Below are 20,800 nucleotides of genomic sequence, written 5' to 3' on the forward strand. Positions count from 1 at the left end.
GCCAGAAAAGCTTCGCCCCGGGGTCGGGCCTCCCACGAAAGCCCGACCAACCAGGCCATCAGTAACGCTGGCCCTGGTGATGGATGCAGACGTACTTGGTCTCGACAAAGGGCTCGAAGCCCTCGCGGCCACCCTCGCGGCCGAGGCCGGAAGCCTTCATGCCGCCGAAGGGAATCGGGTGGCCGGTGAATTTGGTGCCGTTGACCGCCACCATCGCGTGGTCGAGCCGCCGGATGAGCGGGTGGATCACGTCCAGCCGATTCGAGCAGATGTAGGCGGCCAGCCCGTATTCGGTGTCGTTGGCCATGGCGACCGCCTCGTCGAGGCTGTCGAACGGCAACACGCCGGCGATCGGGGCGAAGTTTTCTTCGCGGTAGATGCGCATGTCGGGGGCGACGTCGGCCAACAGCGTCGGCTGCCAGAACCAGCCACCGAGGGCGTGGGGCTCGCCACCGGCCAGCAACCGAGCGCCCTTGTCCAGCGCGTCGGCAACCCGCGCGGCGGTGGCGTCGAATGCCGCCTGATGCATCAGCGGGCCGATCTGGCTGCGTTCATCCAGCCCAGGGCCGACCCGCAACGCACGAATGGCTTGGGCGAAGCGCGTCAGGAACGCCTCGTAGACCGGCCGCTGGACGAGGATGCGGTTGGCCGCGCAGCAGTCCTGTCCAGAGGTCTGGAACTTGGCGTCCATGGCCACCTGCACGGCGTGATCGAGATCGGCGTCGGCACAGACGATCAGCGGCGCATTGCCGCCCAGCTCCAGCGCCACCTTCTTCACTCCGGGCGCGGCGGCCTCGAGGATCAAACGGCCGACCCGGGTCGAGCCGGTGAAGCTCACCGAGCGCACGCGTGGGTCCCGCACCAGGGTTTCCATGACCATTTGCGGCTCGCCGAGCACCACGTTGAACACGCCGGCCGGCAGGCCCGCTTCCTCGGCGAGCTGGGCCAGGGAAAAGGCCGAGTAGGGCGTCTCGTGCGCCGGCTTGACCACCACGGTGCAGCCGGCCGCGAGTGCCGCGGCGGCCTTGCGAGTGATCATCGCGCTGGGGAAATTCCAGGGGGTGAGCAGGGCGCAGACACCGACCGGCTCGGTCAGCGTGCTCAAATCGGCATTGGCGATATGGCTCGGGATGGTCCGCCCATACAGCCGCCGGGCTTCCTCGGCGAACCAGGGAATGAAACTGGCGGCGTAGCGAATCTCGCCTCGCGCCTCGGCCAGCGGCTTACCCTGTTCCTCGCAGAGGATCGCCGCCAGGTCCTCCTGATGCTGCAGGATCAGCGCGGCCCAGCGCTGCAGCAGATCCGCGCGCTCGTCCAGGCTTTGCCGACGCCAGGATGCAAAGGCCCGTTCGGCGGCATCCACCGCGGCGACGATCTGCTCGCGTTCGAGCATCGGTACATGGGCGATCTCGGTCAGATTGGCCGGGTTTTGCACGGCAATGCTGGCGCCGCTACGGCTGTGGATCCACTGACCATCGACGTAGCAAAGCGATTTGAACAACAGCGGGTGTTTGAGCGACATGGCACTGTCTCCGAACCGAGTGGCATGGGAGACAGGCTAGGGCAGGGCGGCTTGGTGGTTTTTCCGTAGCGGCCCGATTGGCGGGTGGATTTTTCTGTTTGGCCGGGCGCAAACGAGAAAAGCGCGGGAGGTCTGCGGTGGAAAAGGCTTCGCCGTTTTCCACCCTACGCAGCGTTATTGGCGCTGTCGCTTACGCGGTCGCGGTCTGCTGCCCCGGCAGCAGGCGCACGATGGCGTTGAGCAGCACGCCATAGAGCGGCACGAACAGCGCCAGGCTGATCGCCAGCTTGATCACGTAATCGACGCTGGCGATCTCCACCCAGTTCGCCGCCATGAACGGATCGTCGCTGTGCCAGAAGGCGATGGAGAAGAACAGGAAGGTATCGAGCAGGTTGCCGAACACGGTGGAGGCGCTGGGTGCGATCCACCACTGGCGCAGCCGCCGCAGCCGGTCGAACACCTGGATGTCGAGGACCTGGCCGAAGACGTAGGCGAGGAAGCTGGCAATGGCGATGCGGAACACGAACAGGTTGAACTCACCCAGCGCAGCGAAGCCGCTGAAGGCGCCCTGGTGGAACAGCACCGAGACCACGTAGGACGCCATCAGCGCCGGGACCATGACACGGGCGATCACCCGCCGTGCCGGCCCCTTGCCGAGCAGGCGCACGGTCAGGTCGGTGGCCAGGAAGATGAACGGGAAGCTGAACGCACCCCAGGTGGTATGCCAACCGAACAGGGTGATCGGCAACTGCACCAGGTAGTTGCTGGCGATGATGATCAGGATGTGAAACGCGATCAGGCCGGCCAAGGTGACCCGGCGGACCGACGAAGGGATCTGCAGCATGACATGTCCTTTTTGAACGTGATGGGGTGAGGGAACCCATGTGCCGGGCCAACAGGGCCGAGGCGGCGCGCATTCTAGTGGCATTCCGGGCGCGGAGATAGTCGCGCCGGTCAGAAGGTCTCGGTCGGCGGCGCCTGCGTTCCATCGTCGAGTGCTGCGGGAGCGCCGCCCTCGTCGCGCTTGACGCTCTTGGTGACGATGTAGGTGTAGTAGCGTTCGATGCCCAGGTCTTCCAGCAGCAGCATGTCGATGAAGCGCTGGTAATGGTCGATATCGCGCGCGCGGATCATTGCGATGTAGTCGATACCGCCGCCGGTGGCGTAGCAGAAAGCGACCTCCGGCGCCTCGGCCAGGCGCCGTTCGAAGCGCCGCATGTCCTGCGCGGTATGCCGCGCCAGGCTGATTTCCACCAGCACCTGCTGGGTACGGAACAGCGCGCCCCAGTCGATCAGCGCCCGATAGCCGCGCACCAGCCCGGCGGCCTCGAGCTTGCGCACGCGCTCCCAGGCCGGGGTCACCGACAGGTTGATGGCCTCCGCCAGCGCCGACTTGGTGATCCGACCGTCCTCGGACAGGATGCGCAGGATCTTCAGGTCATAGCGATCGAGCTTGTGCATGGTTCCTCCCAGCAAAAGCGCGCCCGGGGCAGGCCGCACATCGTTTGCGCCCTTCGGCAACACAAGCACCGCCGAACGCCGCCCAGCCGACGACCAGACTCACTGCAGCACCTGCGCGATCACCGCCAGTGTGTCGCCACTCTGCACCCGCCCCGGGAAATGCCGGGCGCTGATCAGGCCGCTGCGCCGTGCACGGTACTCCACCGGCGCGGCACCGGTACGCCTTGCATCATGCACCCGCGCCACCAGCTCGCCGGCCCGCACGGTCTCGCCCAGGTCCCTGCACAGCTCGAGTAGCCCATCGCTCTCACTGCACAGGTAACAATCACCGTCCGGCATGTCCAGCATCACCGAATCGGCCGGTTCGATTTCGCCGTCGAGCAGCTCGAAGTGGATCAACAGGTTGCGCACGCCACGCTCGGCGATGGCCAGGCTCCGGGCACTGATGGAGCCGCCGCCGCGGAGCTCGGTGGTGACGAACACCTTGCCCTGCGCCTCGGCCGCGGTGTCGTACATGCCATGCGCATCCTGCTCCAGCATGCGCATGCAGTAGGGCGCCGCAAAGGCGCGCATGCCCGCCTCGCAGCGCGCCTGCTGGGCCGCATCCGGCAGCAGGTGGCAGGCGGCGAAGGGCAGGAAGTCGAGCGTCTTGCCGCCCGAATGGATGTCCAGCACCAGGTCGGCCAGCGGCAGCAGGCTGCGCTGGAAGTAATCGGCGATCTTCTCGGTCACGCTGCCGTCGGGCCGCCCAGGGAAGCTGCGGTTCAGGTTGCCGCGATCGATCGGCGAGGTGCGGGTGCCGGCCCACACCGCCGGGGCGTTCATGAACGGGATGATGATCACCCGCCCCTGCACGCGTGCCGGGTCGAGGCTCGCCGCCAGCTTGCTCAGCGCCAGCGGGCCTTCGTACTCGTCGCCGTGATTGCCACCGGTGAACAACGCGGTGGGCCCCGCGCCGTTCTTCACTACACAGAGCGGGATCATCACCGCGCCCCAGGCCGAGTCGTCGCGCGAGTAGGGCAGGCGCAGATAGCCGTGCTGCACGCCGTCACGCTCGAAGTCGACGGTGGGGCTGATGGGGTTGCGCAACGGTGTTTCGCTCATGGCTAGTCCTTGACGTAAAGCTTGCGTGGCAAGTCGCAGAAGGTTTCCATCCCGGTCTCGGTGATCAGGATGCTCTCGGTGATTTCCAGTCCCCAGTCGTCCATCCATAGCCCGGGGATGAAATGGAAGGTCATCCCCGGCTCGAGCACGCTTTCGTCGCTCGGGCGCAGGCTCATGGTCCGCTCGCCCCAGTCCGGCGGGTAACTGATACCGATCGGGTAGCCGCAGCGGCTGTCCTTCTGGATGTCGAACTTGTCGAGCACCTTGAGGAAGGCGCGGGCGATGTCGCCGGTGGTATTGCCCGGACGCGCCACCGCGAGGCCCGCGGAGATGCCCTCGACCACCGCCTGCTCGGCCTCGAGAATGTGCGCCGGTGGCTTGCCCAGGTAGATGGTGCGCGACAGCGGGCAGTGGTAGCGCTTGTAGCAGCCGGCAATCTCGAAGAAGGTGCCGGCGCCCAGTCGGAACGGGTTGTCGTTCCAGGTCAGATGCGGCGCACTGGCGTCTGCGCCGGTGGGCAGCAACGGCACGATTGCCGGGTAGTCACCTCCATGGCCTTCGACCCCGAGGATGCCGGCGCGGTAGATGTCGGCGACCAGCTCGTTCTTGCGCAGCCCCGGTTCGATACGTTCATAGATCGTCTCGTGCATACGCTGGACGATGCGCGCGGCGACGCGCATGTACTCGATTTCCTGTGGCGACTTCACCGCTCGCCGCCAGTTGACCAGCGCGGTGGCATCGAAAAACTGCGTGTGCGGCAGGTGCTGCTGCAGCGAGCGGAAGGCGGCCGCGCTGAAGTAGTAGTTGTCCATTTCGACGCCGATGGCCAGGCGGTCCCAACCGCGCGCAGCGATCACGTCGCGCGACAGGTAGTCCATCGGATGGCGCACGCTGGACTGCACGTAGTGGTCCGGGTAACCGACGATATCGTCGTCCGCCATGAACACGGTGCGGCGCGCGCCATTGGCGTCCTGGTCACGGCCGAACCACAGCGGGTCGCCGTCGAGCGCCAGCAACACGCACTGATGCACGTAGAACGACCAGCCGTCATAGCCGGTCAGCCAGGCCATGTTCGAGGGATCGCTGACGATCAGCAACTCGATACCGTGGGCCGCCATGACTTGGCGAACCTTGGTGATGCGCAATGCATATTCCTCCCGGCTGAACGGGAGATTGACGACGATTTCGGACATCTTCTTTGCCCTCGTGGGTGAACCGCGCTTGCTCTGCAGGGGCGAGCTGGCTCGCGAGCCGCAACGTGCGGCCCGGGCGCGAGTAGGCTCGCGTCTGAAGATCAGGGGTTGAAGATGAAACCCCTGCCCGCTGCGTGCGCCCGGTCGAAGGCGAAGCTGGCGATGGCAGTGTCCTGCGCGCCGGTGCCGGTCAGGTCGCAGAGGGTTACCTGACCGGCCGAGGTGCGGCCGGGGTGATGCCCGGCGATCACCTGGCCGAGTTCGGCCAGGGCTGATGAATCTCTGGCCACCATGCCCGCCTCGAGGGCGTGGTGCAGTTCGCCGAGCAGCCGGGTCTGGCTCAGCCGGTCGGCGACATAGAGATCGCAAGCGGCCAGCGCGGCGGGGGCGATCTCGTTCTTGTGCTCGGCATCCGAGCCCATGGCGGTGATGTGCAGGCCCGGCTGCAGATGATGCGGCTGGATCAGCGGGGTGCGGCTGGGCGTGGTGGTGATGGCGATGTCGACGCCATCCATGGCCGCATCGACATGGTCCGCGACCCGCGCCTCGACGCCCTGCAGCTCGCTGACGAGCGCCGCCGCCTTCGCCGGATCGCGGGCCCAGATGCGCACCTCGCGGATATCGCGCACCAGGCGCAGCGCGGCCAGTTGCAGACGCGCCTGCTCGCCGGCGCCGAGAATGGCGACGCGGTTGGCATCCGCCCGGCTCAGCCATTTCGCTGCTACCGCACCCGCCGCAGCCGTGCGCACCGCGGTGAGAAAGCCGTTGTCCAGCAGCAGGGCGTCGAGCAGGCCGGTGCGCGCCGAGAACAGCATCATCAGCCCGTTCAGGCTCGGCAAGCCAAGCGCCGGGTTGTCGAAGAAGCCGGGGCTGACCTTGATGGCGAAGCGCGGCAGGCCCGGCAGATAGGCGGTCTTCACGTCGACCTCGCCGTTATGCTCGGGAATGTCCAGGCGCAGAATCGGCGGCATCGCCACCGCCTCGGTCGCGAGCAGACGGAACGCATGTTCGACCGCGTCGAGGCTGGCCGGATCGAGGGCCAGGCAGGCGCGGAGATCGGTTTCGCTGAGCAGCACAGTCTCGGCCATGTTGATCTCCATCGGGGCTACTCCGGACGCACCGGTAGCAAGGTTGTCGGGTTTGGGTTGGGTTATTCGTCAGCGCCGTTGAGCACGCGCAGGTGCTGCCCGGTATCCAGGTTGCGGCCGCTGATCACGATGACCACCGGCCCGCGAGGCTTGATCGCGCGCTCGAGCAGCGCAGCGATGCCGACGGCAGCGGCGCCTTCGATCACCAGCCGCTCCTCGTGGTAGGCATGGCGAATGCCCGCGGCGATGGCCGGCTCGTCGAGCAGCAGCACCTGGTCGGCCAGCTCGCGAACCAGGTCGAAGGTGTAGCGATTGGTCAGGCCGATACCGCCGCCAAGTGAGTCAGCCAGGCTGGGGCACTCCTCCACCTCGACCGGATGACCCGCCTCGAGGCTCGCGTGCATCGCCGCGCCACGGCGCATGCTGATCCCATGCACGCGGATCTCCGGGCGCTGGCGCTTGAGGCCGAGGGCGACCCCGGCAAACAGGCCACCGCCGGAAAGCGGCACCAGCACCTCGGCGACTTCGGGGCATTGCTCAAGGATTTCCAGCCCGAGCGTGCCCTGGCCGGCGATGACATGCCGGTGATCGAACGGCGGGATGAAGGCCGCGCCGCGCTCACGGGCGATGCGCTCGGCCTCGACCTGGGCGTCGTCCTGGCTGTGCCCGACGATGACCACCTCGGCGCCCAGCTCGCGGATCGCCTGCACCTTGTTGGGCGGCACCCGCTGCGACAGGCAGACGATGGCGGTACCCCCCTGCTGCGCCGCCGCGTAGGCCAGCGCACGGCCATGATTACCGGTGGAGGCGGTCACCACGCCGAGGCGTTTCTGCGCCGCGGACAACTGTGCAATCGCATGGCTCGCGCCACGCAGTTTGAAGCTGCCGGTGGCCTGCTGCGATTCCAGTTTCAACCACACCGGCACGCCAACCAGCCGGCTGAGCGAAGGCGAACGCTCCAGGGGCGTTTCCCGAACGAGGCCGCGAATGCGCTCGCGGGCGTCGAAGAGCTGGTCGAGAAGAATCGGCTGCATGGCGAACATTCCGATGGTGAATGTGGCCGAGTGTAGGAGCGCCGATTTGGGCAGCTTAATGTACTAGGACTCTTTTTTTTCGCCCCGTTATCGCGCCGTGCCAGCGGCCCATGGCGCACCATTTTGCGGCGCTGTCATCGCCTCGTTGCGCGGCCCAATAACCCCTCGGTGATCAACGCGCGCCCCGAAACTCGTGAATTTCCGGGAACTGCTCGAAGACCTCGCGCACGCCCCACAACCCTTCGCGCAAACGCTCGTCATCGCATTCGGCGCCCACGCACAGGCGCATCGCCCGAGGTCGTCGGGTACCCGGCGGCAGGAAGGGGTCGGGCAGGGTCAATGCGATATCCCGTCGGCGCAATTCATGCTGCAGCGCGTCCAGCTCCCAATGCTCGGGCACGTTGAGCCAGGCGCTGAGCGACGCCGGATGGCTGCCGCGCACGTACTCGCCCAGCTCGGCGCTCACGGCAGCCTGGCGGGTTGCGATCAGCCGCCGCTGGATACGCACCAGCTCATCGGCCACACCACCCTCGATCCAGCGCGCGGCGATCTCGCCCAGCAGCGGCGCGGCCATCCAGCTGTTGACCCGCAGAATGCTTTCGGTACGCAGCGCCAGCCGCCGCGGCATGGCCATGTAACCGATGCGCAACCCGGTGAGCACCGACTTGGTCAGGCTGGTGCAGTAGAACGAGCGTTCGGGCAGGTAATGGCTGATCGGCAAGGCATCGCGGTGTTCGCCCAACAGCGGTCCGTAGACATCATCCTCGATCACATAGACGCCGTAGCGGCGGGCGATCTCGGCGATCTCGCGGCGGCGCACGTCCGGCATCACGGTGCTGGTGGGGTTGTTCAGGTTCGGTGTACAGACCAGGGCCGTCACCCGCTCGTTGCCACACAGGTCCTCGAAATGCTCCGGATCGAGGCCGTGGCGGTCGGTCTCTACGCCTTGCAAGGTGAAGCCGAGCACCTGCGCGGTACCGATCACGCCATGGTCGGTACAGTTTTCACAAAGGACCAGATCATCCGGCCCCGCCAAGGAGGCGAGGGCGAGAAAGATGGCGTGGGAGGTTCCGTTGGTCAGCAGCAGGTCCTGCAGCTCCACGTTCAACCCCAGACCGGCGAGCCATTTCACCCCGACCTCGCGATGATGTTCGAACCCGGCGATCGGCCGACAGGCGTGAATCCAGGGCTGCTCATGTTCGGCCGCCAGCTCCTCACAGGTCTGCCGCCAGTAACGGTCGTGGCTGTCGGTCCGGACGATGCGCGCGGTGGAGAAATCGAGCAGCGAATTTTCGCCGCGATCGAGCATCGAGCTGGCGACGCGCTCGCTGATGCGCCGGCTGACGAAGCTGCCGCGGCCCACCTCGCAGCGCACCCACCCCTGGCGCTCCAGCTCCTTGTAGGCATTGGTCACGGTCTGCACGCTGATATCGAGTTGTTCGGCCAACAACCGTTGCGGCGGCAGGCGCTGACCATCGTGCAGGTTGCCCTGCTCGATGTCGGTTGCGATCGCGGTGACCAGCAGCTTGTATTTCGACGCACCGCTGTGGGCAGCGAGCAAGGCCTGTTTCCAGTTGCGCATGACGATCCACCTTCTGTCGAGGCAACAGGATCAGCCGAAGTGCAGTGTCGTGCAATTGTCCTAGTGCAATCCCATCGAGAAAACGGTGTTTGTTATGCTCGGTCGGCGAAACGCGGCGCACGTCCCGAAGAAAAAGAAGTCCGAAGCCGCGCTGAGGCAGGGAATGCCCTGTCCTGATGCTCATGAAACTGCCCTCCTAATACAGCAGGCTCGCCTGCGAACCATAAAAGCACAGGAGAATTCACGATGAATCGCGCACGTCCTTTCCGTTTCGGCAAGCTGCTGCTCGCCTCCGCCGCCATGGCCGGCCTCTCGCTCGCCAGCCTGGCCAACGCCGACACCCTCGACGACATCAAGAAGAGCAACAGCGTCCGTATCGGCTACGCCAACGAAACCCCCTTCGCCTACACCGCCACCGACGGCAGCGTGACGGGCGAATCGCCCGAAATCGTCGAGAAGATCTTCCAGCGCATGGGCGTCGAGACCATCAAACCCGTCCTCACCGAGTGGGGCTCGCTGATTCCCGGCCTGCGTGCCGGGCGCTTCGATCTGATCGCCGCCGGCATGTACATCACGCCCGAGCGTTGCAAGCAGGTGATCTTCACCGATCCGCAGTATCAGCTGCCCGATACCCTGTTGGTCAAAGCGGGTAACCCGAAGAACCTGCACAGCTACGAGGACATCGCCAAGAGCGGCGCCAAGCTGGCCATCATGTCCGGTACGGTCAACCTGGCCTATGCACGCGACGGCGGTATCAGCGATGACCAGATCCTGCAGGTCCCGGATACCACCGCACAGCTGCAAGCGGTACGCAGCGGTCGCGCCGATGCGGCGGTGGGCACTCAGCTGACCATGAAGGGCCTGGCGGAGAAGGGCGGCGACTCGCTCGAAGCGATCAGCGAGTTCAAGGACGATCCGGCGCACACCGGTTATGGCGCGCTGGCGTTCCGTCCCGAAGACACCGCACTGCGCGACGCCGTGAATGCCGAGCTGAAGAAATGGCTCGGCAGCGAAGAACACCTGAAGACTGTCGAACCGTTCGGCTTCGACAAATCCAACATTACCGACAAGACCGCCGCGCAACTCTGCGCCCAGTGATCCACGAGCGGGGCGTCGGCCATGATTGGCGCGGCGCTCCGCCCGTGTGGTTTCGTTCCTGCAAAGAGGCATCGAACCTATGGGCGAACTCCTTCCCCTCATGTTCCAAGGGGCCTGGGTGACACTGCAGATCACCTTCTGGGCCTCGCTGCTGGCGATCGTCTGCGCCGTGCTCGGCGCCTTGGGCCGCCTGTCACCGTTCGCTCCATTGCGCTGGTTCACCACTGCCTATATCGAGGTGTTCCGCGGCACCTCGTTGCTGGTCCAGCTGTTCTGGCTGTATTTCGTGCTGCCGATGCCACCGTTCCACGTGGAACTGTCGGCGTTTACGGTCGCCGTGTGCGGCCTGGGCCTGCATATCGGCGCCTACGGTGCGGAAGTCATGCGCGGCACCATCCGCTCGGTGGCGCGCGGGCAGTACGAGGCCTGCGTTGCACTGAACATGTCGCCGTTCAAGCGCTTTACCCGGATTATCCTGCCGCAGGCCCTGCTGGCCGCCATTCCGCCGGGCACCAACCTGCTGATCGAGCTGTTGAAGAACACCTCGCTGGTATCACTGATCACCATTTCCGATCTGGCCTTCCGATCGCGCCAGCTGGATCAGGCGACCTTCATGACGCTGGAGATCTTCGGCCTGGCGCTGGTGATGTACTTCGTCATGGCGCAGGCGATCAACTTCGGCATGCGCCTGATTGAACGACGCCTCAGCCGCGGCAGGATCAAAGGAGGCATGGCATGAACTTCTTTGATTGGCAGTTCGCCTGGGAAATCCTGCCACAGCTGCTGGAGGCCTCCCTGAAAACGATTGGCATCACCCTTGCCGGCTTTGCCATTGCCGTCGTGCTTGGCTTGCTGCTGGCGGTCGCCCGGCGCAGCAAGCGCGCCTGGCTGTCCTGGCCGGCCACCGGACTGATCGAATTTATCCGCAGCACACCGCTGCTGATCCAGGCCTATTTCCTGTTCTACGTCTTCCCGAACTATGGCATCAACCTCAGCGCATTGCAGGCCGGCATCGTTGCCATTGCCGTGCACTACGCTTGCTACACGGCAGAGGTCTACCGGGCGGGGCTTGATGCGGTGCCACGAGCACAATGGGAGGCCGTCACCGCGCTGAACATGAAGCCGACGACCGCCTACCGCGATGTCATCCTGCCGCAGGCGCTGCGCCCGATATTGCCGGCACTGGGCAACTACCTGGTGGCCATGCTGAAGGACACCCCGGTGCTTTCGGCGATCACCGTTGTCGAAATCATGCAGCAGGCCAAGAACATCGGTTCCGAGAGTTTCCGCTACCTGGAACCGATCACCATGGTCGGCTTGTTTTTCCTGATCCTGAGCCTGGCTTTGGCCTGGTGTGTCCGCCGTCTCGAAAACCGCTTGGAGCTCGCCCGATGAACACGACACCGCATCTCGACGCCAGTCCGAACACGTCCACCAACGGTAGCCCAGACGTGGCCGAGCCACTGGTGCGCTTCGACCAGGTCACCAAGCGCTACGGCGACCTCACCGTACTGGATCACCTCGATCTCGAGGTCGCCAATGGCGAGAAGGTCGCCATCATCGGCCCCAGCGGCTCCGGTAAATCCACGCTGCTTCGCGCCTTGATGACACTGGAAACCATCGACGACGGCGTCATCGAGGTCGACGGCGAGCCGCTCACCCACATGCCCGCGTCCGATGGCCATCTGATCCCGGCCAGTGGCCGCTACCAGCGCCACGTGCGCGGTAAGGTCGGCATGGTGTTCCAGAGCTTCAACCTGTTTCCGCACATGAATGCGCGGCAGAACGTGATGGAGGCCCCGGTGCAGGTACTGGGACTGTCGAAGGACGAAGCCCGCGAACGCGCCGACGAGCTACTGGCGATGGTCGGGCTGGAGGACAAGCTCGAGCATTACCCGGCGCAACTGTCCGGCGGCCAGCAGCAGCGCGTGGCCATTGCCCGCGCCATGGCCATGCGCCCGAGGGTGATGCTGTTCGACGAAGTGACCTCGGCGCTGGATCCGGAACTCTGTGGCGAAGTGCTCAACGTGATCCGCCGCCTGGGCGACGAGCACAACCTGACGATGCTGATGGTCACCCACCAGATGGGCTTCGCCCGCGAATTCGCCGACCGGGTATGCTTCTTCAACGAGGGCCGTATCCACGAGCAGGGCACCCCGGACGAACTGTTCGGCAATCCCCAGGAAACGCGCACGCGGGAATTTCTCAGCGCGGTCACCCAGGCCAGCTAGCCGTCGGCGGCAGGGGTCGGTCCGCGTCATCGCACTGACCATTGCCGCACGCGCGGCCGAGAGGACGTCATGCTCGAATCGCTGGAAAAGATGCTTGCCAAAGGCATGGACAATCCCATGCTGCGCTTTGGTCTCGGCAAAGGTTATCTGGATGCGGGCGACCCCGCGCAAGCCGCCACGCACCTGCAGCGCTGCGTCGAGCAGGATCCCAAATATTCAGCCGCCTGGAAACTGCTGGGCAAGGCGTTGCAGGCCAACGGCGACCTCGCAGGCGCACGTCGCGCCTGGGAGCAGGGCCTGGTCGCGGCGCAGGCGCATGGCGACAAACAGGCGGAAAAGGAGATGACGGTGTTCCTGCGCAAACTGGACAAGCAGGTCACGCCCTGACGGGAGCGCCGCCCTCAGCGAGGCAGGCGCCGGGGCAGGCCGGATCACTCAGCTCCGTGCCTGCCGCGCCCCGAATCGCCGCCAGCAGTCTTTCCGCAAGCGCGTCGTAATTGCCGTCGAGATAGTGCCGAGCCGCCCGGCGACGCCCGAGCCCCGCTCGGTCAGTCACTGTCGACGAACCGAAGCCCGGCGCCCTCGGCATCGACCCGCATGACTTCCATCGCCAGTTCCGGCGCGGGAATCGGCAGGTCCTGCACCTGGCCATGGACGATCGTGCCCGGTTGCAGGTCGGTCAGCTGCGGGTGCCGGACGTAAACGCCGCCGTCCGACAGATCCCTGGTGTGGGCGAAGACTTCGCCAAATGATGCGTGGCTGATCCGAATGCGGCATTTCATCGGTGCACGGGGGTGCTGGCGCTGGTTTGGGCTTCCCATGGTTTCCCTGTCGTGGTTCGTTGGCTTTCGTCAGTACCAGCGGCTCTCGCCTGCCGGCCGCTTCTTGAAGCGCTTCATCGTCCACATGTACTGGCTCGGCCAGGTACGCACATAGCGTTCGATGACCCCGCTCATGGCCGCCACCGCGACCTCGACATCCTCGTCGTACATGGCCGGCGGTGCCGCTTCGAGGATGACTTTGTAGCCCGAACCGTCGGGCAAGCGCAACGCATGGAGAAACACCCCAACCGCTTTGCCGCCGGTAAGCATGCCGGGCACGAACTTACTGGTCAGCGCCTGAGTAGCCAGGAAGGGCACGAATACTCCAGCGCCTTCGCTGGGTTCCGGGTCGGCCGGGATGCCCACGGCACCGCCTTTGCGGACTTCCTTGATGACACTGATGATGCCCTCACGGGTCGAAGGAGCCACCTTGTTGCCCAGTTGCACACGCTGGCGCTGCAGCAGGTCGTCGACGGCCTTGAGCTTCGGTGGCCGGTAGAAAATGATCGGTTTGCATTGCGCACAGTAGAAGTGGTTGAGCACTTCCCAATTGCCCAGGTGGCTGGTGATGCCGACCACGCCCTTGCCGGACGCCAGCGCCTGTTCGAGCACCTCCAGTCCCTCGACCTGCTTGACCAGGCGCAAGGTCTTGTCCGCCGGCCAGATCCAGGCACAGGCGCTTTCGGTGAAGGTCTTGCCGATCTGTTGCAGGCTCTCTCGCAGCAACCGTTCCCGCTCGGCGTTCTCGAGCTCGGGGAAGCATTTGCCCAGATTAATGCGGGCGACATCGCGGGAACGGTTGGGCAGTTTCCACATCAGCCAGCCGATAACGCTGCCCATTCCCTGTACCGCGCGCCAGGGCAAGAGGGCGAACAAACGCAGGAAGCCAACCACCAGCGCACCTTTGAACTTGTCCAAGGATCTCTCCCGAAAAATCAAAGGCGCTAGTGTAACTGCTTCGGATGCCCGGCTACTCGCAACGCGGCGCCGCTACCGGGCGCCAACCAGCATGGGGTAGCGATCACAATCGATGGTGTGGTCCATCACCATGCCGCACGCCTGCATATAGGCGTAACAGATGGTCGGGCCGACGAAACTGAAGCCGGCTTTCTTCAGCGCACGGCTCATGGCCTCGGCTTCGGCCGTGACAGCCGGTACCTGCTTGATCGATTCGAAATGGTTGATCTTCGGTTCGCCGCCGACGAACGACCACAACCAGCCGACCGGATCGTCCAGTTCGAGCCACAGCTGGGCGTTGCGGCGTGCCGCTTCGAGTTTGCGACGGTTGCGGATGATGCCCGGGTCGAGCATGCGCTCATCGATTTCGGCATCGGTCATCTGCGCCAGCCGCTGGGGGTCGAAACCGAACAGCACCTGGCGATAACGCTCGCGCTTGCGCAGTACCGTAATCCACGACAACCCGGCCTGGAAGGCCTCGAGGATGAGGAATTCGAACAGAACCTGTGGATCGCGGGTTGGCACACCCCACTCGCTGTCGTGATAGTCGATATACAGCGGATCGTCACTGCACCAGGCGCAACGCGGCATCTTTTTCTTGTCCTTCGAAAAAAGGCAACGAGCAGATCGCTTGGCCATCGGCGCCTACGCAAAGGCATGCGCCACCACGGCCCGGAGCCGTTATCGGGTATACTCCGAGGCTTTCTGTCGAAGCCAGCACAGGTGAAATTTTGACCCAGCCTACGCCTGCCGTGCGCACCTTCCAAGACCTGATCCTCGCCCTGCAAAGTTACTGGGCGGAGCAAGGTTGCGTGGTCCTGCAACCCTATGACATGGAAGTGGGCGCCGGCACATTCCACACCGCCACGTTCCTGCGTTCCATCGGACCTGAAACCTGGAACGCGGCCTACGTGCAGCCCTCCCGCCGTCCTACCGATGGACGTTATGGCGAGAACCCCAACCGCCTGCAGCACTATTACCAGTTCCAGGTGGTGCTCAAGCCCAACCCGGAAAACTTCCAGGAGCTTTACCTCGAGTCGCTGCGCCGGATCGGTGTCGACACTTCGGTCCATGACGTTCGTTTCGTCGAGGACAACTGGGAGTCGCCGACGCTCGGTGCCTGGGGGCTCGGCTGGGAAGTCTGGCTCAACGGCATGGAAGTCACCCAGTTCACCTACTTCCAGCAGGTCGGCGGCATCGAGTGCTATCCGGTCACGGGCGAAATCACCTATGGCCTGGAACGTCTGGCGATGTACCTGCAAGGCGTCGACTCGGTCTACGACCTGATCTGGACGGACGGCCCGTTCGGTACCGTCACCTATGGCGACGTCTTCCATCAGAACGAGGTCGAGCAATCGACTTACAACTTCGAACACGCCAACGTCGACAAGCTGTTCGAACTCTTCGATTTCTACGAGGCGGAAGCCAACCGGCTGATCGAGCTGGAGCTGCCACTGCCCACCTACGAAATGGTGTTGAAGGCCTCGCATACCTTCAACCTGCTCGATGCCCGCCGGGCCATCTCGGTGACTGCGCGTCAGCAATACATCCTGCGCGTGCGAGCACTGGCTCGCGCGGTGGCGCAGAGCTACCTGCAGGCGCGCGCCAGACTCGGCTTCCCGATGGCGACCCCTGAACTGCGTGACGAAGTATTGGCCAAGCTGGAGGCTGCAGAATGAGTGCACTGGATTTCCTGGTCGAGCTCGGCACCGAAGAGCTGCCACCGAACGCGTTAGGCAAACTCAGCGACGCATTCCGTTCGGGTATCGAAAAAGGCTTGAAGGAAGCGGGACTCGCACACGGACGCGTCCAGGCGTTTGCCGCTCCGCGGCGTCTCGCCGTGCTGATCGATCAGCTCGAAACCCAACAGCCGGATCGCAGCATCAACCTCGATGGCCCGCCGCTGCAGGCCGCGTTCGACGCTGACGGCGAGCCGACCCAGGCGGCCCTGGGCTTTGCCCGCAAGTGTGGCGTCGAGCTGGCCGAGATCGACCGTAGCGGTCCGAAGCTGCGCTACAGCCGCTCGATTCCCGGCCAGCCGACCGCCGAGCTGCTGCCTGGCATCGTCGAAACCTCGTTGAACGAACTGCCGATTCCCAAGCGCATGCGCTGGGCCGCGCGCAAGGAAGAGTTCGTTCGGCCGACCCAATGGCTGGTGATGCTGCTCGGTGACCAGGTGATCGATTGCACGATTCTGACTCAGCGTGCAGGACGTGAATCGCGCGGCCATCGTTTTCACAGCCCGGGCCCGGTGCGCATTTCCAAGCCGGCGAGCTACCTCGAAGACCTGCGTGGTGCTCGTGTGATCGCCGATTTCGCCGAGCGCCGCGAGCTGATCGCCAAGCGTATCGAGCAGCTGGCTGGCGAGCAGAACGGCAGCGCCATCGTGCCGCCGGCCCTGCTCGACGAAGTGACCGCGCTCGTCGAATGGCCGGTGCCGCTGGTGTGTTCCTTCGAAGAACGCTTCCTGGAAGTGCCGCAGGAAGCGCTGATCACCACCATGCAGGACAATCAGAAGTACTTCTGCCTGCTCGATGCCAACGGCAAGCTGCTGCCACGCTTCATCACTGTGGCCAACATCGAATCCAAAGACCCGGCACAGATCGTCGCAGGCAACGAGAAAGTCGTCCGCCCGCGTCTGACCGATGCGGAGTTCTTCTTCAAGCAGGACAAGAAGCAGCCACTGGACAGCTTCAACGAGCGCCTGAAGAACGTGATCTTCCAGGCGCAGCTGGGCAGCGTCTATGACAAGGCCGTGCGGGTTTCACGGCTCGCCGCTTTCATCGCCGAGCGCACCGACGGCAACGCCCAATGGGCGGCGCGCGCCGGTTTGCTCAGCAAGTGCGACCTGGCCACTGAAATGGTGGGCGAGTTCCCGGAGATGCAGGGTATCGCCGGCTACTACTACGCGACCAATGGTGGCGAGCCCAACGACGTCGCCCTGGCCTTGAACGAGCAATACATGCCACGCGGCGCGGGTGCCGACCTGCCCACGACCCATACCGGCGCGGTGCTGGCCGTCGCGGACAAGCTGGACACCCTGGTCGGTATCTTCGGCATCGGCATGCTCCCCACTGGCAGCAAGGACCCCTACGCGCTCCGTCGCGCAGCCTTGGGCATCCTGCGCATCCTGATCGAAAAGCAGCTGGACCTCGATCTGGTCGCTGCAGTGCAGTTCTCCGTTGGCCAGTTCGGCAAGCAGGTGAAGGCCGAAGGCCTGGCCGATCAGGTGCTGGAGTTTATCTTCGACCGTCTGCGGGCACGTTACGAAGACGAAGGCGTCGAGGTGGCGTCCTATCTGTCGGTGCGCGCCGTACAGCCGGGATCGGCGCTGGATTTCGACCAACGTGTACAGGCGGTGCAGGCATTCCGTAACCTGCCGGAAGCGGCCGCGCTGGCGGCAGCCAACAAGCGTGTCTGGAATCTGCTGAGCAAGTTCGAAACGAAACTACCGGAGACGGTAGAACCGCGTTACTTCGACAACGCCACCGAGTTCTCGCTGTATTCGGCCCTGCAACAGGCCGAGCAGGCCGTACAGCCTCTCGCCTCGAACCGCCAGTATCGCGAGGCGCTGGAACGTCTGGCGCACCTGCGTGGCCCGGTGGATGCCTTCTTCGAGGCGGTACTGGTGAACGCCGAAGATCCCTCGGTGCGCGCCAACCGCTATGCCTTGCTTGCCCGGTTGAGAGGATTGTTCCTTGGCGTTGCCGATATTTCCGCACTTGGCTAAGCCGGTGAAGTTGATAGTGCTCGACCGTGACGGGGTGATCAACGAGGACTCCGACGCGTACGTCAAAAGCCTGGCCGAGTGGATCCCGATTCCGGGGTCCATCGAGGCCATTGCCCGGCTGAGCAAGGCGGGCTGGACGGTGGCCGTCGCCACTAACCAGTCCGGCTTGGCACGGGGCCTGTTCGATGCAACCACGCTCGACGACATGCATTTCAAGCTGCAGCAGCTGGTGATGGAGCAGGGCGGTCGCATCGATCTGATCGTGCACTGCCCGCACGGGCCGGACGCGGGTTGCGATTGCCGCAAACCCTTGCCCGGTTTGTTCCGGAAAATCGCCGAGCACTTTCATCTGGAAAATCTGGAAGGCGTGCCGGTTGTCGGTGACAGCCATCGCGATCTGCATGCTGGCATGCGTCTCGGCGGCGTGCCCTACCTGGTGCGGACCGGGAAGGGCATGAAGACGCTGGAAGGGACGCTGCCGCCCGGAACGCGAGTGTTCGATGACCTGGCGGCCGTGGCCGACCATCTGCTGGGAGCCAAGCAATGAACCTGTTGCTGCCGGTGCGCATCGTCCTGTTCTATCTGCTGCTGTCCTTCACGGCTTTTGCCTGGTGTCTGGTCAGTCTGGTCTTCGCGCCATTCATGTCGTTTCGCACGCGCTATCGCTTCGTCGTTCAGACGTGGTGCCGTAGCGCCGTATGGCTGGCCAAGACCATCGTCGGCCTACGCTATGAAGTCAGCGGTCAGGAAAACATTCCGGAGCGGCCCTGCGTGATTCTCGCCAAGCACCAGAGCACTTGGGAAACCTTTTTCCTGTCCGCCTATTTCGAGCCGCTGAGCCAGGTGCTCAAGCGCGAGCTGCTGCGCGTCCCGTTCTTTGGCTGGGCGATCATGCTGCTCAAGCCGATTGCCATCGATCGCGATAACCCCAAAGCCGCGTTACGACAGGTGGCCAAGCAAGGCCAGGAGCGCCTGGAGCAGGGCGCCTGGGTGTTGATCTTTCCGGAAGGCACCCGCATGCCGGTCGGCCAGCCAGGCAAGTTTTCACGCAGCGGTGCGGCGCTGGCGGTAAACGCCAAGCTGCCGGTACTGCCGATTGCGCACAACGCGGGAACGTTCTGGCCCAAGTCCGGATGGGGCAAGCGGCCGGGAACCATTCGGGTGGTGATCGGGCCGGCGATGCATGCCGAAAGCGAAGGACCGCGGGCGGTTGCCGAGCTCAATCAGCGTGCTGAAGACTGGGTCAACGCGCAGGTCAGCGAGCTCGAACGCAGCGCCTGACCTCAGCAAGCGATAACGAAAAAGGGGGAGCCGACCTGCATCGACTCCCCCTTTTTGTTACCCCCGCCTTAGTCGGCGACCGAACTGCGGATCAGGTGATCGAAGGCGCTCAGCGAGGCCTTGGCCCCTTCGCCGACCGCGATGACGATCTGCTTGTACGGCACCGTCGTGACGTCTCCGGCGGCGAAGATGCCCGGCAGCGAAGTCTCGCCACGCGCATCGACGATGATCTCGCCACGCGAGGTCAGCTCCACCGTGCCCTTGAGCCAGTCGGAGTTCGGCAGCAGGCCGATCTGCACGAAGATGCCTTCCAGCTCCAGGCTGTGGAACTCGCTGGAGGTGCGGTCCTTGTAGGTCAGCCCGGTGACCTTCTGGCCGTCGCCGTGCACTTCGCTGGTCAGCGCGCTGGTGATGACGGTGACGTTCGGCAGGCTGTGGAGCTTCTTCTGCAGCACGGCATCGGCGCGCAGCTGGCCATCGAACTCCAGCAGCGTGACCTGGGCAACGATACCGGCCAGGTCGATGGCCGCTTCGACACCGGAGTTGCCCCCGCCGATCACCGCCACACGCTTGCCCTTGAACAGCGGGCCATCGCAGTGCGGGCAGTAGGCGACGCCACGGCCACGGTATTGCTGCTCGCCCGGCACGTTCATTTCACGCCAACGGGCACCGGTGGCGAGGATCAACGTCTTGGCCTTCAGCGAAGCGCCGTTCTCCAGCTTGATCTCATGCAGACCGCCTTGGCCCGAGGCTGGAATCAGCTGGGCGGCACGCTGCAGGTTCATGATGTCGACATCGTATTCGCGCACGTGGTTTTCCAGTGCACGGGCCAGTTTCGGGCCTTCGGTTTCGTTCACCGAGATGAAGTTCTCGATGGCCATGGTGTCCAGCACCTGACCGCCGAAGCGCTCAGCCGCGACGCCAGTACGAATCCCCTTACGCGCCGCATAGATAGCCGCCGCAGCGCCAGCCGGGCCACCGCCCACCACCAGCACGTCGAACGGCTCCTTGGCGCTGAGCTTCTCGGCGTCGCGCGCCGAAGCGCCGGTGTCGAGCTTGGCGAGAATCTCTTCTTCACCCATGCGGCCCTGGCCGAACAGCTCACCGTTGAGGTAGATGCTCGGCACGGACATGACCTGGCGAATCGTGACTTCTTCCTGAAACAGCGCACCGTCGATGGCGACGTGGTGGATGTTCGGGTTGAGCACGGCCATCAGGTTCAGCGCCTGGACCACGTCAGGACAGTTCTGGCACGACAGCGAGAAGTAGGTCTCGAAGCGGTACTCGCCGTCGAGGTTTCTGATCTGCTCGATGAGCTCCGGCGCCGCCTTCGACGGATGCCCGCCAACCTGCAGCAGGGCCAGGACCAGCGAGGTGAACTCATGGCCCATCGGAATGCCGGCGAAACGCAGGTCGATGTTGCCGCCGATGCGGTTGAGCGCGAACGACGGTTTGCGTACGTCATTGCCGTCGGTGCGTAGGGTGATCTTGTCGCTGAGGCTGGTAATTTCTTGCAGCAGCTCGAGCATTTCCTGGGATTTTTCGCCCTCACCGAGGGACGCGACGATCTCGAACGGCTGGGTGACCTTTTCCAGGTAGGTTTTCAGTTGCGCTTTCAGGTTAGTGTCGAGCATGAAGATTCCTCTGCGGCCAAGGGCTCAAAAAAGTTGATGAGCACAGGATAAGGGCGAAGCGGGC

At 64.4% G+C, this 20,800-nt stretch carries 21 protein-coding genes; 9 read left to right on the forward strand and 12 right to left on the reverse strand.

Translation table 11 applies throughout. From position 1 onward, the window contains the following. Window positions 1–58: 58 nt before the first annotated feature. The 8 genes from KVO92_RS10815 to KVO92_RS10850 form a co-directional block, all read right to left on the reverse strand. Window positions 59–1,522 (reverse strand): NAD-dependent succinate-semialdehyde dehydrogenase, encoded by a 1,464-nt coding sequence (locus KVO92_RS10815; RefSeq protein ID WP_217475657.1) that lies wholly within the window; start codon window positions 1,520–1,522, stop codon window positions 59–61. A 190-nt stretch (window positions 1,523–1,712) separates the two neighbouring features. Beyond that, window positions 1,713–2,366: a 7-cyano-7-deazaguanine/7-aminomethyl-7-deazaguanine transporter gene (locus KVO92_RS10820; RefSeq protein ID WP_217475658.1), complete on the reverse strand. Its 654-nt coding sequence runs from the start codon at window positions 2,364–2,366 to the stop codon at window positions 1,713–1,715. 110 nt (window positions 2,367–2,476) lie between these two features. Continuing rightward, window positions 2,477–2,983 carry an Lrp/AsnC family transcriptional regulator gene (locus tag KVO92_RS10825; RefSeq protein ID WP_217475659.1) on the reverse strand — a complete coding sequence of 169 codons (507 nt, stop codon included), beginning with the start codon at window positions 2,981–2,983 and terminating at the stop codon, window positions 2,477–2,479. 99 nt (window positions 2,984–3,082) lie between these two features. After that, entirely contained in the window at window positions 3,083–4,087 is a 1,005-nt protein-coding gene (doeB, locus tag KVO92_RS10830; protein ID WP_217475660.1) for a N(2)-acetyl-L-2,4-diaminobutanoate deacetylase DoeB, read from the reverse strand. A gap of 2 nt (window positions 4,088–4,089) precedes the next feature. Beyond that, a complete protein-coding gene (gene doeA / locus KVO92_RS10835) occupies window positions 4,090–5,280 on the reverse strand; it encodes an ectoine hydrolase DoeA (RefSeq protein ID WP_217475661.1) in 1,191 nt (396 codons plus the stop codon). A 101-nt stretch (window positions 5,281–5,381) separates the two neighbouring features. Then, a complete protein-coding gene (locus KVO92_RS10840; protein WP_217475662.1) occupies window positions 5,382–6,368 on the reverse strand; it encodes a cyclodeaminase in 987 nt (328 codons plus the stop codon). Between the two features lie 62 nt (window positions 6,369–6,430). Next, window positions 6,431–7,402, reverse strand: a complete 972-nt coding sequence (gene eutB / locus KVO92_RS10845; protein ID WP_217475663.1) for a hydroxyectoine utilization dehydratase EutB — start codon at window positions 7,400–7,402, stop codon at window positions 6,431–6,433. A 172-nt stretch (window positions 7,403–7,574) separates the two neighbouring features. Further along, the gene (locus tag KVO92_RS10850) at window positions 7,575–8,984 is read right to left on the reverse strand and encodes a PLP-dependent aminotransferase family protein (RefSeq protein WP_217475664.1); all 1,410 of its coding nucleotides are present in this window, start codon (window positions 8,982–8,984) and stop codon (window positions 7,575–7,577) included. A gap of 246 nt (window positions 8,985–9,230) precedes the next feature. Here KVO92_RS10850 and ehuB point away from each other — a divergent pair, with 246 nt between their 5' ends. The 5 genes from ehuB (at window position 9,231) to KVO92_RS10875 (ending at window position 12,700) form a co-directional block, all read left to right on the forward strand. Beyond that, window positions 9,231–10,082, forward strand: a complete 852-nt coding sequence (gene ehuB, locus KVO92_RS10855) for an ectoine/hydroxyectoine ABC transporter substrate-binding protein EhuB (protein ID WP_217475665.1) — start codon at window positions 9,231–9,233, stop codon at window positions 10,080–10,082. A 79-nt stretch (window positions 10,083–10,161) separates the two neighbouring features. After that, window positions 10,162–10,821: an ectoine/hydroxyectoine ABC transporter permease subunit EhuC gene (gene ehuC / locus KVO92_RS10860; protein WP_217475666.1), complete on the forward strand. Its 660-nt coding sequence runs from the start codon at window positions 10,162–10,164 to the stop codon at window positions 10,819–10,821. Next, the gene (gene ehuD / locus KVO92_RS10865; protein WP_217475667.1) at window positions 10,818–11,477 is read left to right on the forward strand and encodes an ectoine/hydroxyectoine ABC transporter permease subunit EhuD; all 660 of its coding nucleotides are present in this window, start codon (window positions 10,818–10,820) and stop codon (window positions 11,475–11,477) included. Before ehuC ends, ehuD begins: the two co-directional genes overlap by 4 nt. Continuing rightward, window positions 11,474–12,313 (forward strand): ectoine/hydroxyectoine ABC transporter ATP-binding protein EhuA, encoded by an 840-nt coding sequence (gene ehuA, locus KVO92_RS10870; RefSeq protein WP_217475668.1) that lies wholly within the window; start codon window positions 11,474–11,476, stop codon window positions 12,311–12,313. Before ehuD ends, ehuA begins: the two co-directional genes overlap by 4 nt. 69 nt (window positions 12,314–12,382) lie before the next feature. Next, entirely contained in the window at window positions 12,383–12,700 is a 318-nt protein-coding gene (locus KVO92_RS10875) for a tetratricopeptide repeat protein (RefSeq protein ID WP_217475669.1), read from the forward strand. 161 nt (window positions 12,701–12,861) lie between these two features. Here KVO92_RS10875 and KVO92_RS10880 read toward each other — a convergent pair whose 3' ends face one another. From KVO92_RS10880 to KVO92_RS10890, 3 genes are all read right to left on the reverse strand, one after another. Beyond that, a complete protein-coding gene (locus KVO92_RS10880) occupies window positions 12,862–13,134 on the reverse strand; it encodes a PilZ domain-containing protein (RefSeq protein ID WP_217475670.1) in 273 nt (90 codons plus the stop codon). Window positions 13,135–13,164: 30 nt separating this feature from the next. Then, window positions 13,165–14,052 carry a lysophospholipid acyltransferase gene (locus KVO92_RS10885; RefSeq protein ID WP_217475671.1) on the reverse strand — a complete coding sequence of 296 codons (888 nt, stop codon included), beginning with the start codon at window positions 14,050–14,052 and terminating at the stop codon, window positions 13,165–13,167. Window positions 14,053–14,124: 72 nt separating this feature from the next. After that, window positions 14,125–14,682, reverse strand: a complete 558-nt coding sequence (locus KVO92_RS10890; RefSeq protein WP_217475672.1) for a DNA-3-methyladenine glycosylase I — start codon at window positions 14,680–14,682, stop codon at window positions 14,125–14,127. A gap of 140 nt (window positions 14,683–14,822) precedes the next feature. On the opposite strand from KVO92_RS10890, the gene glyQ reads away from it, so the two are divergent. The 4 genes from glyQ to KVO92_RS10910 are packed head-to-tail and all read left to right on the forward strand — an operon-like array spanning window position 14,823 to window position 19,102. Then, window positions 14,823–15,770: a glycine--tRNA ligase subunit alpha gene (gene glyQ, locus KVO92_RS10895; RefSeq protein ID WP_217475673.1), complete on the forward strand. Its 948-nt coding sequence runs from the start codon at window positions 14,823–14,825 to the stop codon at window positions 15,768–15,770. Beyond that, the gene (glyS, locus tag KVO92_RS10900; RefSeq protein WP_217475674.1) at window positions 15,767–17,821 is read left to right on the forward strand and encodes a glycine--tRNA ligase subunit beta; all 2,055 of its coding nucleotides are present in this window, start codon (window positions 15,767–15,769) and stop codon (window positions 17,819–17,821) included. Before glyQ ends, glyS begins: the two co-directional genes overlap by 4 nt. A gap of 4 nt (window positions 17,822–17,825) precedes the next feature. Beyond that, the gene (gmhB, locus tag KVO92_RS10905) at window positions 17,826–18,368 is read left to right on the forward strand and encodes a D-glycero-beta-D-manno-heptose 1,7-bisphosphate 7-phosphatase (RefSeq protein WP_217475675.1); all 543 of its coding nucleotides are present in this window, start codon (window positions 17,826–17,828) and stop codon (window positions 18,366–18,368) included. Further along, entirely contained in the window at window positions 18,365–19,102 is a 738-nt protein-coding gene (locus KVO92_RS10910) for a lysophospholipid acyltransferase family protein (RefSeq protein WP_217475676.1), read from the forward strand. Before gmhB ends, KVO92_RS10910 begins: the two co-directional genes overlap by 4 nt. A gap of 68 nt (window positions 19,103–19,170) precedes the next feature. On the opposite strand, the gene ahpF is transcribed toward KVO92_RS10910, so the two are convergent. Then, window positions 19,171–20,736, reverse strand: coding sequence for an alkyl hydroperoxide reductase subunit F (gene ahpF / locus KVO92_RS10915; protein WP_217475677.1), 1,566 nt, complete (start codon window positions 20,734–20,736; stop codon window positions 19,171–19,173). Window positions 20,737–20,800: the final 64 nt, after the last annotated feature.

This window comes from Stutzerimonas stutzeri (assembly GCF_019090095.1).
Lineage (GTDB): Bacteria > Pseudomonadota > Gammaproteobacteria > Pseudomonadales > Pseudomonadaceae > Stutzerimonas > Stutzerimonas stutzeri_AN.

Coding starts and splice junctions, on each gene's coding strand:
- KVO92_RS10815 (WP_217475657.1), bottom strand. CDS start 1,522: ATGTCGCTCAAACACCCGCTGTTGTTCAAATCGCTTTGCTACGTCGAT.
- KVO92_RS10820 (WP_217475658.1), bottom strand. CDS start 2,366: ATGCTGCAGATCCCTTCGTCGGTCCGCCGGGTCACCTTGGCCGGCCTG.
- KVO92_RS10825 (WP_217475659.1), bottom strand. CDS start 2,983: ATGCACAAGCTCGATCGCTATGACCTGAAGATCCTGCGCATCCTGTCC.
- doeB (WP_217475660.1), bottom strand. CDS start 4,087: ATGAGCGAAACACCGTTGCGCAACCCCATCAGCCCCACCGTCGACTTC.
- doeA (WP_217475661.1), bottom strand. CDS start 5,280: ATGTCCGAAATCGTCGTCAATCTCCCGTTCAGCCGGGAGGAATATGCA.
- KVO92_RS10840 (WP_217475662.1), bottom strand. CDS start 6,368: ATGGCCGAGACTGTGCTGCTCAGCGAAACCGATCTCCGCGCCTGCCTG.
- eutB (WP_217475663.1), bottom strand. CDS start 7,402: ATGCAGCCGATTCTTCTCGACCAGCTCTTCGACGCCCGCGAGCGCATT.
- KVO92_RS10850 (WP_217475664.1), bottom strand. CDS start 8,984: ATGCGCAACTGGAAACAGGCCTTGCTCGCTGCCCACAGCGGTGCGTCG.
- ehuB (WP_217475665.1), top strand. CDS start 9,231: ATGAATCGCGCACGTCCTTTCCGTTTCGGCAAGCTGCTGCTCGCCTCC.
- ehuC (WP_217475666.1), top strand. CDS start 10,162: ATGGGCGAACTCCTTCCCCTCATGTTCCAAGGGGCCTGGGTGACACTG.
- ehuD (WP_217475667.1), top strand. CDS start 10,818: ATGAACTTCTTTGATTGGCAGTTCGCCTGGGAAATCCTGCCACAGCTG.
- ehuA (WP_217475668.1), top strand. CDS start 11,474: ATGAACACGACACCGCATCTCGACGCCAGTCCGAACACGTCCACCAAC.
- KVO92_RS10875 (WP_217475669.1), top strand. CDS start 12,383: ATGCTCGAATCGCTGGAAAAGATGCTTGCCAAAGGCATGGACAATCCC.
- KVO92_RS10880 (WP_217475670.1), bottom strand. CDS start 13,134: ATGGGAAGCCCAAACCAGCGCCAGCACCCCCGTGCACCGATGAAATGC.
- KVO92_RS10890 (WP_217475672.1), bottom strand. CDS start 14,682: ATGCCGCGTTGCGCCTGGTGCAGTGACGATCCGCTGTATATCGACTAT.
- glyS (WP_217475674.1), top strand. CDS start 15,767: ATGAGTGCACTGGATTTCCTGGTCGAGCTCGGCACCGAAGAGCTGCCA.
- KVO92_RS10910 (WP_217475676.1), top strand. CDS start 18,365: ATGAACCTGTTGCTGCCGGTGCGCATCGTCCTGTTCTATCTGCTGCTG.
- ahpF (WP_217475677.1), bottom strand. CDS start 20,736: ATGCTCGACACTAACCTGAAAGCGCAACTGAAAACCTACCTGGAAAAG.